Genomic DNA, 12,474 nt, shown 5'->3' with positions numbered 1-12,474 from the left:
TTCAGTGGGTGACCGGGGTGGCGGCCGCGTAGGTCCGGCGCAGGAAGCGGATCAGCGCCGATGAGTCGAACTGGACGACCGTCACCCCGTCCCGCGTGTGGAACTCCATGACGATCTGGACCCGGCCGCACGGCCAGACGCGTATGTCACCGCTGGTGGCGGGGGCGCGCAGGCCCTGCTCGAGGAGGTCCCTCGCGAAGGACCACTCGTTCGGTATCGCGCCGGGCAGGGCGACCGTGACGGTGCGGGGGTCGGCTTCCGGGTCGTACCGCAGGGCCACCGGAATCGTGCGGTGTCCCTCCGCCGAATCCGTGACGAGATGGGCCTGTGCGTACTGCTCGACGGAGGACATCGTTGTACCTCTCACATCCGCTGCGCTTTATCTCGTAATGCCTACCAATGTCCCATATTTTCCGGGATCAGGGGCCCTCGTGTGAGCCGATGGAGGCCGTGCGGGGGCGCACATTTCTGGGTAGGCCACGCTCTTGCAAACCGTTCGCAACAAGGCACTATCATTGAACGGTTCACGAGCGATCCGCTCTGTCTTTTTCCTGCTGTCCTTTTTCCTGTCCTGCCCAGGAGCGCGCGCATGCATGTCCCCGACGGATTCATCAACGCACCCGTCTCCGCCGTCACAGGGGTCATCGCCGCCGGAGCGGTCGCGGTCAGCCTCCGCGGCGCCCGGCGTGAGCTGGACGAACGGACGGCGCCGCTCGCGGGGCTCGTGGCCGCGTTCATCTTCGCCGTGCAGATGCTGAACTTCCCGGTCGCGGCCGGTACCAGCGGACATCTCCTCGGCGGCGCGCTCGCCGCGATACTCGTCGGCCCCTATACGGGCGTCCTCTGCGTCTCCGTCGTACTCCTCATGCAGGGCGTTCTCTTCGCCGACGGCGGTCTGACCGCCCTCGGCGTGAACATCACGGACATGGCGATCGTCACGACCGTCGTGGCCTATCTCACCTTCCGCGGCCTGGTGAAGGTGCTGCCGCGCACCCGCCGCTCGATCACCGCGTCGTCCTTCGTCGCCGCGTTGATCTCCGTGCCGGCCGCCGCGGTCGCGTTCACCTTCATCTACGCCATCGGCGGCACGACCGACGTCTCCATCGGCAAGGTCGCCACGGCGATGATCGGCGTGCACGTCCTCATCGGCATCGGCGAGGCCGCCATCACCGCGCTCACGGTCGGCGCCGTCATCGCCGTACGCCCCGACCTCGTGTACGGCGCCCGCGGCCTGACCCAGAAGCTCAAGCTCCGTGTCGGCGGCGAGCTGGTCGACGCTCCTGCCGCCGAGGCCCCCGTCGCCGTAGCCGCGGGCTCGCATCGCAAGGTGTGGATCGTCGGCCTGGTCGCCTCCCTCGTGCTCGCGGGCTTCGTCAGCTTCTACGCCTCCGCGAACCCCGACGGCCTGGAGAAGGTCGCGCACGACAAGGGCATCGACAAGAAGGCCGAGGAGCACGCCTCCTCCGATTCCCCCCTCGCCGACTACGGCGTCAAGGACATCACCGACTCCCGGCTCTCCGGCGGCCTCGCCGGCGTGATCGGCGTCGGCGTCACCGTCGTCGCGGGCTCGGCGGTCTTCTGGGCGCTGCGCCGCCGCCGTACGACGGACGTGGACCCCGCGTCCACGGCCTCCGCCTCCGCCTCTGCCTCCGAGAACGCCTGACATGGGTGCGGGCCACGCCCACCGGCTCTACCGGCACGGCCACTCACCCGTGCACGCCCTGCCCCCGCACACCAAGCTCGCGGCGGTCTTCGCCTTCGTGGTCGTCGTGGTCTCCACGCCGCGCGAGGCGATGTGGGCGTTCGGCGTGTACGCGGTGCTGCTCGGCGCCGTGGCCTACGCGGCCCGCGTCCCCGTCCCCTTCCTCCTGAAGCGGCTGCTCATCGAGGTGCCGTTCGTGGCGTTCGCGGTGCTCATGCCGTTCGTGGCGGAGGGCGAGCGGGTCGGCGTACTCGGCATGTCCCTGAGCGTGAACGGGCTCTGGGGCGCCTGGAACGTCCTCGCCAAGGGGACGCTGGGCGTCGCCGCGTCCGTGCTCCTCGCCTCGACGACCGAACTGCGCGAGCTGCTCCTCGGCCTCCAGCGGCTGAAGCTGCCGCCGCTGCTCGTCCAGATCGCCTCGTTCATGATCCGCTACGGCGATGTGATCACGGACGAGATGCGCCGCATGAAGATCGCCCGGGAGTCGCGCGGCTTCGAGGCGCGGGGCGTCAGCCAATGGGGCGTCCTCGCGAAGTCCGCGGGCGCGCTCTTCATCCGCTCCTACGAGAGGGGGGAGCGGGTGCACCTGGCCATGGTCAGCCGGGGGTACGCCGGTTCGATACCGGTCATCGACGAGGTGACGGCCTCGCGCACGCAGTGGACGTACGCATTGGCCCTCCCGTCCGCCGCTCTCGTCGTATGCCTGCTGGGATGGACCCTGTGACGTCTGTTGAGATGGACCCCGTGACTATGAGTACTGCCCCTGCCGCTTCTCTCGACGTCTCCGGCCTCGCCTTCGCCTACCCCGACGGGCACCAGGCGCTCTTCGGCGTCGACATGACCATCGGCCGCGGCGAGCGGGTCGCGCTGCTCGGCCCGAACGGCGCGGGCAAGACCACCCTCGTCCTGCACCTGAACGGCATCCTGACGGGCGGCGCGGGCACGGTCACCGTCGCCGGTCTGCCGGTCGGCAAGAAGCACATGGCGGAGATCAGGCGCCGGGTCGGCATCGTCTTCCAGGACCCGGACGACCAGCTGTTCATGCCGACGGTCCGGGAGGACGTGGCGTTCGGCCCCGCGGCGGCGGGCATGCGCGGCCCCGAGCTGGAGGCGAGGGTGGCGAAGGCCCTCTCCCAGGTCGGCATGGCGGAGTTCGCGGACCGCCCCCCGCACCACCTCTCCTTCGGGCAGCGCAGGCGCGTCGCGGTGGCGACGGTCCTGGCGATGGAGCCGGAGATCCTGGTCCTGGACGAGCCGTCCTCGAACCTGGACCCTGCCTCGCGCCGTGAACTGGCCGACATCCTGCGGTCGTTGGACGTGACGGTCCTGATGGTCACGCACGACCTTCCGTACGCCCTCGAACTCTGCCCCCGGGCCCTGATTCTGAGCGAGGGTGTCATCGCGGCGGACGGCCCGACGGGCGAGCTGCTGGGGGACGAGGACCTGATGGGCGCACACCGCCTTGAGCTGCCGTTCGGCTTCGATCCGAAGACGGTGAAGGTTCACGGGTAGGGAATCCATGGCCGCGGGTGGCTGTTGGGCTTGTCATGGACGTTGATGTGCGCGGGACAGTGGCCGCGGGGTTCGAACCGGTCCGGGAGGCCTTCCTCCGCAACTTCCGCGAACTTGGTGAGCGGGGCGCGGCGGTCACCGTCTACCGCGACGGGCGGCCGGTCGTGGACCTGTGGGGCGGTACGGAGTCGTTCGACGGGGGCGGGGCCTGGGAGCGGGAGACCGCGCAGATCATCCGCTCGGCCACGAAGGGCGTGGCCGCCGCTGTCCTGCTCCTCCTCCATCAGCGCGGCGAGCTGGACCTGGACGCGCCCGTCGGCTCGTACTGGCCGGAGTTCAAGGCGCAGGGCAAGGAGGGGGCGCGGGTCCGCGACGTGCTCGCGCACCGGGCGGGGGTGCCCGCGCTCGACCGTCCGCTGACGCCTGCCGAGGCGGCGGACCCCGATTTCGCCGCCGCCGCGGTCGCCGCACAGGCTCCCGCGTGGGAGCCCGGCACGGACCACGGCTACCACGCGCAGACGTACAGCTGGCTCACCGGGGAGCTGGTGCGGCGGGTCACGGGGGTGTCCCTCGGGGAGTGGGTCGCGCGGGAGGTGGCAAGGCCGCTCGGCCTCGACCTGTGGATCGGGCTCCCCGGGGCCGAGGCGGGCCGGGTCGGGCGGATCGGCCCCATCGCGACGCCTGAGACCCCCGGGGGCCTCAGGACCCGCCCCCGCCGGAACGTGGCCGAGGCCTACGCGAACCCCGATTCCCTCACCCAGCGGGCCTTCGGCGCGATCACCCCGGCACCGGACGAGAACGACCCCGCGTACCGGGCAGCGGTCCTCCCCGCGTCGAACGGCATCGCGACGGCCTCGTCACTGGCACGGTTCTACGCCTCGCTGATGGGCGAGGTCGAGGGCGGGGCACGGCTGTTCACTCCCTCGACGGTGGCGCTGGCGCGGGGCGAGGTTTCGGCGGGCCCCGACCGCGTCCTGGTCGTCAACACCCGCTTCGGCCTCGGCTACATGCTGCACGGCGGGGCCTCGCCGCTCCTGGGCCCCGGCTCGTTCGGCCACCCCGGGCGCGGCGGAGCGCTGGGCTTCGCGGATCCGGAATCGGGGGTGGGCTTTGGGTACGTGACCAACGGGATGACGAAGGGCGTCACGGCGGACCCGCGGGCGCAGGCATTGGTACGTGCGGTGCGCTCCACGCTATGAGGCCCGCCCCGGCCCCGGACGGCCTGCGAGGCTGAGCCAATTGCAAGAAAGTTCCGCCGACTTGCGGTGACCGTGGCGTTGCGGTGGAACTTTTCTGCAACTCACCCCGGGCACTCACCCCAGCCACCTCTCACCCCGCGTGCAGCATCAACCCGATGCCCGCCACCATCAGCCCCGCGGCCACCAGCCTCGGCGCCCCGAACCGCTCCTTGAAGAACACCGCCCCGATCCCCGCCCCCACGATGATCGACGACTCCCGGAGTGCCGAGATCGGGGCGAGGTCCGCCTTCGTCTGGGCCCACAGGACCAGGCCGTACGCCGATACCGACAGCGCCGCGCCCAGCAGGCCCACCGTCGCGAACGGGCGGAGCCTCCCCACCAGTTCGCCCCGCCAGCGGTAGGCCGCGTACACCGGGATGGCGCATCCCTCCAGGATCATCAGCCACGCGATGTACCCAAGCGAGGAGCCGGAGGCCCGGACGCCCAATCCGTCCACCACCGTGTACGCCGCGATCGAGACGCCCGTCGCCAGCGCCGCGCCGATCGCCGCCCAGTCGGGGCGCCGGCCCGAACCGCGGATGCCCCACAGGGCCAGGCCCGTCAGGCCCGCGCAGGAGACCGCGACCCCGGCCGCCTGCCAGCCGTCGGGGACCTCGCCCGCGAAGATCGCCGCGAGGACGGTGACGACCAGCGGGGCCGTGCCGCGCGCGATCGGGTAGGCCTGGCCGAAGTCGCCCAACTTGAACGACTTCATGAGCAGGGCGTAGTAGCCGATGTGGATCACTGCGGAGAGGATCAGGTACGGCCATGCGGCCGCCGCCGGGATCGCCGCGAACGGGGCTATGAGTACGCCGATCAGCAGGCCGCCGCCGGAGATGAGCGTGAAGCCGACCAGCTTGTCCGTGATGTGGTGGGCTATCGCGTTCCAGCACGCGTGCGTGACGGCGGCCAGCAGGACCGCCGCCGCGACCAGCGGCGTCACTTGGCGCGCTCGCGCACGTCCACCAGGGTGCCGCCCGCGTGGGCGATCAGCGTCTTGGGTGCCATCGGGAAGACCGCGTACGGAGTGCCCGCCGCAGCCCACACCACGTCGTGGTCGAGGAGGGAGCGGTCCGCCAGGACGCGGGTCTTCGTCGCGTGACCGAAGGGCGGTACGCCGCCGATCGCGTAACCGGTGGTCTCCCGGACGACGTCCGCCTTGGCGCGCGTCACCTTCGCCGCGCACAGCTCCCACCGTACGAGTTCAAGGTCCACCCGCGAGGCGCCGTCCATCAGGACCAGGACCGGGACGCCGTCCGCCGCGAAGATCAGGGACTTGCAGATCTGGCTCAGCTCGCAGCCGATGGCCGCGGCGGCCTCCTGGGCGGTGCGCGTCGCCTCCGGGAAGCGGCGGACCTCGCTCACCAGTTCAGCGAGGCCCAGCTCGTTCAGGGCCGCCGCGAAACGGGGGTGGGCGGGGGACGCGGGGGATTCCGTAGCGCTCATGCCCGGCACGCTAGCGGTCCGTGTACGGGGCACGCGAGCAGGTATCCGTGGAGCGGACGGCGGTCGCCCAAGAGACCCGCTACTGCCCCGCCAAGAACATCGCCCGCACCAGCGGTCCCGCCGAGTCGCCGCCGTGTCCGCCCTGCTGCACCACGGCCCCGGCGGCCAGATCGCCGCGGTACGCCGTGAACCAGCCGTTGGGCTTCTTCTGGCCGTCGACCTCCGCGGAGCCCGTCTTCGCGCCCATGTCGGAGCCGAGCCCCGACATCGGCTCGACCGCCGTACCGGCCACCGCCGTGTAGTGCATCAGGTCCCGCAGCGCCGACGCCGTACCGCCCGACATCTTGCGGGAAGCCGTCGCGAGCGTGCGCTTGTCGACGTCCGGTGAGACCAGGTACGGCTGCTTGAAGGTGCCCGACTTCACCGTGGCCGACACCGACGCCATGTTCAGCGGGCTCATCCGCACCCCGCCCTGTCCGATCAGCGAGGCGGCCATCTGCGCGTCGCTCTGCACCGGGATCGCGCCGTCGAAGGACGGGACACCGATCGACCAGTTGTCGCGGCCCAGGCCGAAGACCTCCTGCGCCTGCTTGGTCAGGGAGTCGTTCTGCAGCTTCTTGGCCTGGCTGATGAAGGCCGTGTTGCAGGAGCGGGCGAAGCTCGCCCGGAACGTGCCGTCCTTGATCTGGAACTTGTCGTCGTTCTGGAACTTCCAGCCGCCGTACGTCACGTACTTCGGGCACGGGTGCTTCTTGTCGACGCCCGCGAGCTTCTTCTCAAGGAGCAGGGATGAAGTGATGACCTTCATCGTCGAGCCGGGGGCCAGCGAGCCCTGGAACGCCGTGTTGAAGCCGCCCGGCTTCGAGTTGGCCGCCGCAAGGATCTCGCCCGTGCTGGGCTTCACCAGGACCACCGCCGCCTGCTCGCGCTTGGCCGTCTCCTTCTCCGCCGTCGCCTGGAGCGAGGCGTCGAAGGTGGTCTTCAGGGTGCCGGGGGTTCCGGGGGAGAGAGTGAGCAGCGTCTTGTCGGGCGTCGCCTTGGCGTCGTCCTTCGTCGACGGCGACTTCTCGGCCGCCTTCGCGCTGTTCTTGCGGACGACGCGCAGCTCCACGCCCGCCTTGCCGCCCGCCTTGTCGCCGAACTTCTCCCGCAGGCTGTCGAGGACCGTGCCGAGCGAGGGGTACTTCGCCGCGGTCAGCTCTCCGCCGTCCCGGTCCACCGCCTTGATCGGCGGGTCCCCGGCCTCGCCGGTGACCAGGCGGTCGCCGTCCTTCAGCTCGGGGTGGACGACCGAGGGCTGCCAGCCGACGAGCGTCTTGCCGTCGTGCTTTCTTCGTACGACGGTCAGCTCGGACTCGTACGCGTACGGCTTGGTCGTTCCCTCGTACGAGACCGTCGACGTGACCGAGAACGGCACCTTCGCGCCCGTCCGCCTGCCCGGCGTCAGCTTCACCTTGGTGAGGTGGGAGTCCTTCGCGTACGCGGTCAGCGCGGTCTTCGCCGTCGCCCGGTCGTCCGTGAGCGCCGCCGCTCCCGCCGCGTCGCCCTTCTCCCACGCCGCGAGGAAGTCCCGCGTCGTGGCGCGGACCTCGGCGGCCGTCGGCGGGCCCGCCGCCACCGGCTTCTCGTCGACCGTCGGGCCATCGCCGTCGCCGGAGGAACCGCCGATCAGGCTGTACGCGGCGATGCCCACGCCGCACACGACCACGGCGGCGGCGCCACCGAGCACGCCGGGGTGCACCTTGGTGCTCTTCGCACCCGTGCCGCCCTTCGCGCCCGTGGTGCCCGTACCGCCCGTGATGTTCTTGATGCCCTTGCGCTCGCTGGCGCGTCCTCGCTTGCCCACTGACCCTCCGCAGTTCCCCGGAGCCCCCGAGCTCCGCACCGGAAGGCCCCACACTAGGGGGCTTTCATGAAGCCCCCGACCACACGTCTCAATTGCCTGCGGCAAGCACCGCCGACACGATAGGGCCGGCCGTGTCGCCTCCGTGGCCGCCCTCCTGGGCCACCGCGGCGGCCGCCACGTCACCTCGGTAGCCGGTGAACCAGCTGTTGGGCTTCGCCTGGCCGTCGACCTCCGCCGAGCCGGTCTTCGCGCCGATGCTCCCTTGAAGGGAGGACATGGCCGGGGCTCCGGTGCCGCTGACCGCGGTGCGGTTCATCATCTGGCGCAGCTGCTGCACGGTGGACGCGGGCAGGCTCTCGCTCGCCCGGGCCAGTTCACGGTCGTCAAGGCCCGGGGCGACGATGACCGGCTGCCGGAAGGATCCCGTCATCGCGGTCGCCGTCACCGACGCCATGTTGAGCGGGTTCATCTGCACCTGGCCCTGGCCGATCGCGTTCAGCGCGCGGTCGCTGCCGGCGGACGCGGGGACCGAACCGTCGTACGTCCGGATGCCCGCCTTCCAGTCGAGACCGATGCCGAAGCGGTTCTGCGCCTCCTCGGTGAGGGACTCGTCCGTGACGCCGTCCTCGTCGATCAGCTTCACGAACGCCGTGTTGCAGGAGCGCGCGAAGCTGTCCGCCAGGGTGGCATTCTCGTTCGGGGCCAGGCCCGGCAGGTTCACCACGGGCACGCTCTGCCAGACCGCCCGGTCCGGACAGGGCGCTGGACCGCTCGCCTTGGTCACGCCCTTGTCGATGAGCATCGCCGCCGAGACGATCTTCATCGTCGAACCGGGGGCCAGCTTGCCCTCGAAGGCCGCGTTGAACTCGTCGTTCCGGTGATTGGCGACCGCGAGGACCTCGCCGGAGCTGGGCCGCACGGCGACCACGGACGACTGGGCGTACTTCGACACCGCCGTCTCCGCGGCCTTCTGCGCGGGAGCGCTGAGCGTCGTCTTCAGCTGCCCCGGCTTGCCCTTGGTCAGGGTGAGGAGGGTCTTCGTGCCGTCGCCCTCGTTCTCGGGCTGGACGTAGAGCTCGACGCCTGGGGTGCCGCCCGCCTTGTCGCCGTACCGCGTGCGCAGCTGTTCGATGACCGGGCCGAGCGAGGGATAGTGCTTCTTGTCCAGGACCCGGCCCGCGCGGTCGACCGCCTCGATGGGAGGCGCCGCGCCCTCGCCGGTCTGGAGGGTGTCGCCCTTCTTCAGGGCGGGATGGACGACCGACGCCTCCCAGTCGACCAGCGCCCGGCCCGAGGTGACACCGCGGACGACGGTGAGCTCGGAGTCGTACGCGAAGGGCTTGCTCTTTCCCTTGTACGAGACCGTGGCCTCGACGGAGAACGGGACGCGGGCGCCCGCCGCCTTGCCCGGCGTGAGCCTCACCTTCGTCAGGTGGGCGTCGGAGCGGTAACCGGCCAGCAGGATCGAGGCCTCTTCCGCGTTGTTCGTGTACTCGGCGGCCTGATCGGCGTCGCCCTTGGCCCACGCCGTGAGGAACTTGTCCGCGGCCTCGCCGACCTCGCCCGCCGTCGGCGGACCCGTCTTCACCGCCGGCGCCGAGCCGGACGGACCGCCGACCCCGGTCACCCCGTTCACCAGGTTGTACGCCCCGTACCCCGCGCCCCCCAGCACGACGGCGAAGACCCCGCCGACCAGAGTGACCTTTACCCCTCTGTGCATCTCGCGTTCCCCTCCCCAGGAGCCCTCCTGAATGCATTCAAGAGGGTCGCTCGCCCGAACTTTAAGCCGAGGAGGGGACGTACGAGGGTGCTGTTATCCGAAGGTGTCCAAGGTGCGCGCTACACGTGGGTGGCACGGATATGTGGCTATACCCATGTATCCAGGATCATTCTGGCCCGCCAGGAATCAATGGGAATCGCCTGCCCCGTATAGATCGGCCAGAACCAGATGAAGTTCCAAAGGATCAGCAGCACAAGGACGCCCGACGCCGCCGCGCCCACCACCCGACGCCGCTCACTCGACCCCGGCGGGCCGAGAATCGCGCCGATCATCATCGCCACGGCCAGGCACAGGAACGGCACGAAGACGACGGCGTAGAAGAAGAAGATCGTCCGCTCCTGGTACATGAACCACGGCAGATAACCCGCCGCGATCCCGCACACGATCGCCCCCGCCCGCCAGTCCCTGCGGAAGACCCACCGCCACAGCACGTAGAGCAGCGCGAAGCCGCCCGCCCACCACAGCATCGGCGTGCCGAGCGCGAGCACTTCGCGGGCGCACTTCTCCGCCGTGCCCGCGGGGCAGCCGTCCTTGCCGGGCAGCGGTGACTCGTAGAAGTAGGAGACGGGGCGGCCGTCGACGATCCAGCTCCACGGGTTCGACTGGTAGGTGTGCGGCGAGGAGAGCCCCACATGGAAGTCGTAGACCGCGTGTTCGTAGTGCCAGAGGCTGCGCAGCCAGTCCGGCAGGAGCGTCCAGCTGCCGCCCTTGCCGTCCGTCGCCGCCCAGTTGCGGTAGTAGCCGCCCGTGCCGTCGGTCGGGGAGAGGATCCAGCCGAGCCACGACAGGACGTACGTGCCGATCGCGACCGGCACCGTCGACACGAACGCCGGGAACACGTCCCGCTTCAAAACCGCGCGGTAGGGGCGCGCCGCACCGGCGACGCGGCGGCTGCCGACGTCCCACAAGACGGTCATCAGGCAGAAGAAGACCATGATGTACAGGCCGTTCCATTTGGTCCCGAACGCGAGCCCCAGGCAGAGCCCGGCCGCCCACCGCCACGGCCGCCACCCGATCCGCAGTGTCTCGGCGACGTACGCGTCAGGGCGGACCAGGCCGTCCTCGTCCTTCGGCAACCCGGCCGCGAGTCTCGCCCGCGCCTTGTCCCGGTCGATGAGGAGGCAGCCGAACGCGGCAAGCACGAAGAACATGAGCACCTGGTCGAGCAGCGCGGTGCGGCTCATCACGAAGTGCAGCCCGTCCACCGCGAGCAGCCCGCCCGCCAGACAGCCAAGGAACGTCGAGCGGAAGAGGCGCCGCCCGATCCGGCACAGCATCAGGACCGACAGGGTGCCGAGCACCGCCGTCATGAAGCGCCAGCCGAAGGGGTCGAAGCCGAACAGCCACTCGCCGACGCCGATGACATACTTGCCGACCGGCGGATGCACGACATACGCGGCGTCGGTGGGGATCGTGATGCCCGACCCCTGCTCAAGGACGCTCTCGTTGACCTTGTCCGGCCAGTTGACCTCGAAGCCGCGGTGGATCAGCGCCCAGGCGTCCTTGGCGTAGTACGTCTCGTCGAATATCACGGCCTTCGGGCTGCCGAGATTCCAGAACCGGGTGATGCCCGCGACGAGCGTGATCAGCAGCGGACCGATCCAGCCGGACCACTTGACCAGCAGATCGCCGTACCACTGGGGCAGCCCGATGGATGTCCACAGCCGGGGGCTCGGTTCGTTGTACGCCGGCACGAGCCGGGCCCGGACATCAGCTCTGGGCCGCGCCACATGGCCGAAGCGGCGCAGCCTGTGCTGCCACGACGGCTGCTGCTCCTCGGCTGCCTGGCCCTTGCGGGTATCCGGGGAAGACGCGGTACTGGTCACCGCGCCATCGTAGGGAACCCGACTGTGTGAGTCCCGTCCCCGGGCCCTACCTGGCCCCTGCGAGGATGGAACCGTGACAGGAAGCGCAGATTCCCCCGGAAACCCGCCCCCCAAGAACCCGTCCCCCGGAACCCTCGTCCTCGCGGGCACGCCCATCGGCGACGTCGCGGACGCCCCGCCGCGGCTCGCCACCGAACTGGAGTCGGCCGATGTCGTGGCCGCCGAGGACACGCGGCGCCTTCGCAGGCTCACCCAGGCGCTCGGTGTGCAGGTCGGCGGGCGGGTCGTCTCGTACTTCGAGGGCAACGAGACCGCGCGGACGCCCGAGCTCGTTCAGGCGCTGACCGGCGGCGCGCGGGTGCTCCTGGTGACGGACGCCGGGATGCCGTCGGTCTCCGACCCCGGCTACCGCCTCGTCGCCGCCGCCGTGGAGAAGGACATCCGGGTCACGGCCGTGCCGGGCCCTTCCGCCGTGCTCACCGCGCTCGCGCTGTCCGGCCTTCCGGTGGACCGTTTCTGCTTCGAGGGCTTCCTGCCGCGCAAGGCGGGCGAGCGCCTGTCGCGGCTGCGCGAGGTCGCGGAGGACCGCCGCACCCTCGTCTACTTCGAGGCCCCGCACCGCATCGACGACACCCTCGTCGCGATGGCAGAGGCGTTCGGCGACGAGCGCAGGGCCGCGGTCTGCCGCGAGCTGACCAAGACGTACGAAGAGGTCAAGCGAGGCTCGCTGAAGGAACTCGCCGAGTGGGCGGCCGATGGCGTACGCGGGGAAATCACCGTCGTCGTCGAGGGCGCACCGGAGAAAAGCCCTGGTGAACTGGGCCCTGACGAGCTGGTGCGCAGGGTGCGGGTGCGCGAGGAGGCGGGGGAGCGACGCAAGGAGGCGATCGCCGCCGTCGCGGCCGATGCCGGGCTACCCAAACGCGATGTATTCGATGCCGTCGTGGCGGCAAAGAATGCGGCTCGGAGCGCCCCATCGGACGGCAAAGGACTATCGTAAAAAGCAAAGTGCGGGCCGCGCACCAGGCCTGAAGGCTATGGAAAGGCCAAATCGGCTTCAACTGTCGACAGGTCTGATGCGCTCGCTCCGGGAAAGGCGTCCACTGGTCAAAGGGGACGCACCC

Annotated in this window: 11 protein-coding genes; 5 read left to right on the top strand and 6 right to left on the bottom strand. The window is 70.4% G+C overall.

Going from position 1 to position 12,474, the window contains the following annotated elements:
• Position 1: 1 nt before the first annotated feature.
• A complete protein-coding gene (locus ACGFX9_RS24660; RefSeq protein WP_393475844.1) occupies positions 2 to 352 on the bottom strand; it encodes an SsgA family sporulation/cell division regulator in 351 nt (116 codons plus the stop codon).
• A gap of 237 nt (positions 353 to 589) precedes the next feature.
• On the opposite strand from ACGFX9_RS24660, the gene ACGFX9_RS24655 reads away from it, so the two are divergent.
• Genes ACGFX9_RS24655 through ACGFX9_RS24640 form a run of 4 tightly spaced genes read left to right on the top strand, consistent with a single transcriptional unit; the run spans position 590 to position 4,413 of the window.
• A complete protein-coding gene (locus ACGFX9_RS24655; protein ID WP_393475841.1) occupies positions 590 to 1,663 on the top strand; it encodes an energy-coupling factor ABC transporter permease in 1,074 nt (357 codons plus the stop codon).
• 1 nt (position 1,664) lies between these two features.
• Complete coding sequence (gene cbiQ, locus ACGFX9_RS24650) at positions 1,665 to 2,426, top strand: cobalt ECF transporter T component CbiQ (protein WP_393475838.1); 762 nt, start codon at positions 1,665 to 1,667, stop codon at positions 2,424 to 2,426.
• Between the two features lie 11 nt (positions 2,427 to 2,437).
• On the top strand, positions 2,438 to 3,214 hold the full coding sequence (locus ACGFX9_RS24645; protein ID WP_393475835.1) for an energy-coupling factor ABC transporter ATP-binding protein: 777 nt from the start codon (positions 2,438 to 2,440) through the stop codon (positions 3,212 to 3,214).
• Between the two features lie 35 nt (positions 3,215 to 3,249).
• Complete coding sequence (locus tag ACGFX9_RS24640) at positions 3,250 to 4,413, top strand: serine hydrolase domain-containing protein (RefSeq protein ID WP_393475832.1); 1,164 nt, start codon at positions 3,250 to 3,252, stop codon at positions 4,411 to 4,413.
• Positions 4,414 to 4,543: 130 nt separating this feature from the next.
• On the opposite strand, the gene ACGFX9_RS24635 is transcribed toward ACGFX9_RS24640, so the two are convergent.
• The 5 genes from ACGFX9_RS24635 to ACGFX9_RS24615 form a co-directional block, all read right to left on the bottom strand.
• Positions 4,544 to 5,395, bottom strand: coding sequence for an EamA family transporter (locus ACGFX9_RS24635; protein WP_393475829.1), 852 nt, complete (start codon positions 5,393 to 5,395; stop codon positions 4,544 to 4,546).
• On the bottom strand, positions 5,392 to 5,898 hold the full coding sequence (locus ACGFX9_RS24630; protein WP_393475827.1) for a YbaK/EbsC family protein: 507 nt from the start codon (positions 5,896 to 5,898) through the stop codon (positions 5,392 to 5,394). Before ACGFX9_RS24630 ends, ACGFX9_RS24635 begins: the two co-directional genes overlap by 4 nt.
• Before the next feature lie 79 nt (positions 5,899 to 5,977).
• Positions 5,978 to 7,627 (bottom strand): penicillin-binding transpeptidase domain-containing protein, encoded by a 1,650-nt coding sequence (locus ACGFX9_RS24625; RefSeq protein ID WP_393476577.1) that lies wholly within the window; start codon positions 7,625 to 7,627, stop codon positions 5,978 to 5,980.
• 205 nt (positions 7,628 to 7,832) lie between these two features.
• On the bottom strand, positions 7,833 to 9,464 hold the full coding sequence (locus tag ACGFX9_RS24620) for a penicillin-binding transpeptidase domain-containing protein (RefSeq protein WP_393475824.1): 1,632 nt from the start codon (positions 9,462 to 9,464) through the stop codon (positions 7,833 to 7,835).
• Positions 9,465 to 9,610: 146 nt separating this feature from the next.
• Positions 9,611 to 11,350 (bottom strand): dolichyl-phosphate-mannose--protein mannosyltransferase, encoded by a 1,740-nt coding sequence (locus tag ACGFX9_RS24615; RefSeq protein WP_393475821.1) that lies wholly within the window; start codon positions 11,348 to 11,350, stop codon positions 9,611 to 9,613.
• A gap of 73 nt (positions 11,351 to 11,423) precedes the next feature.
• On the opposite strand from ACGFX9_RS24615, the gene rsmI reads away from it, so the two are divergent.
• Complete coding sequence (gene rsmI, locus ACGFX9_RS24610) at positions 11,424 to 12,350, top strand: 16S rRNA (cytidine(1402)-2'-O)-methyltransferase (protein WP_393475818.1); 927 nt, start codon at positions 11,424 to 11,426, stop codon at positions 12,348 to 12,350.
• The last annotated feature ends 124 nt before the right edge of the window (positions 12,351 to 12,474 follow it).

The organism is Streptomyces sp. NPDC048436 (assembly GCF_043200355.1).
GTDB lineage: Bacteria > Actinomycetota > Actinomycetes > Streptomycetales > Streptomycetaceae > Streptomyces.
The sequence above is the reverse complement of the archived record's forward strand: the minus strand, read 5'-3'. Positions and strand labels throughout refer to the sequence as shown.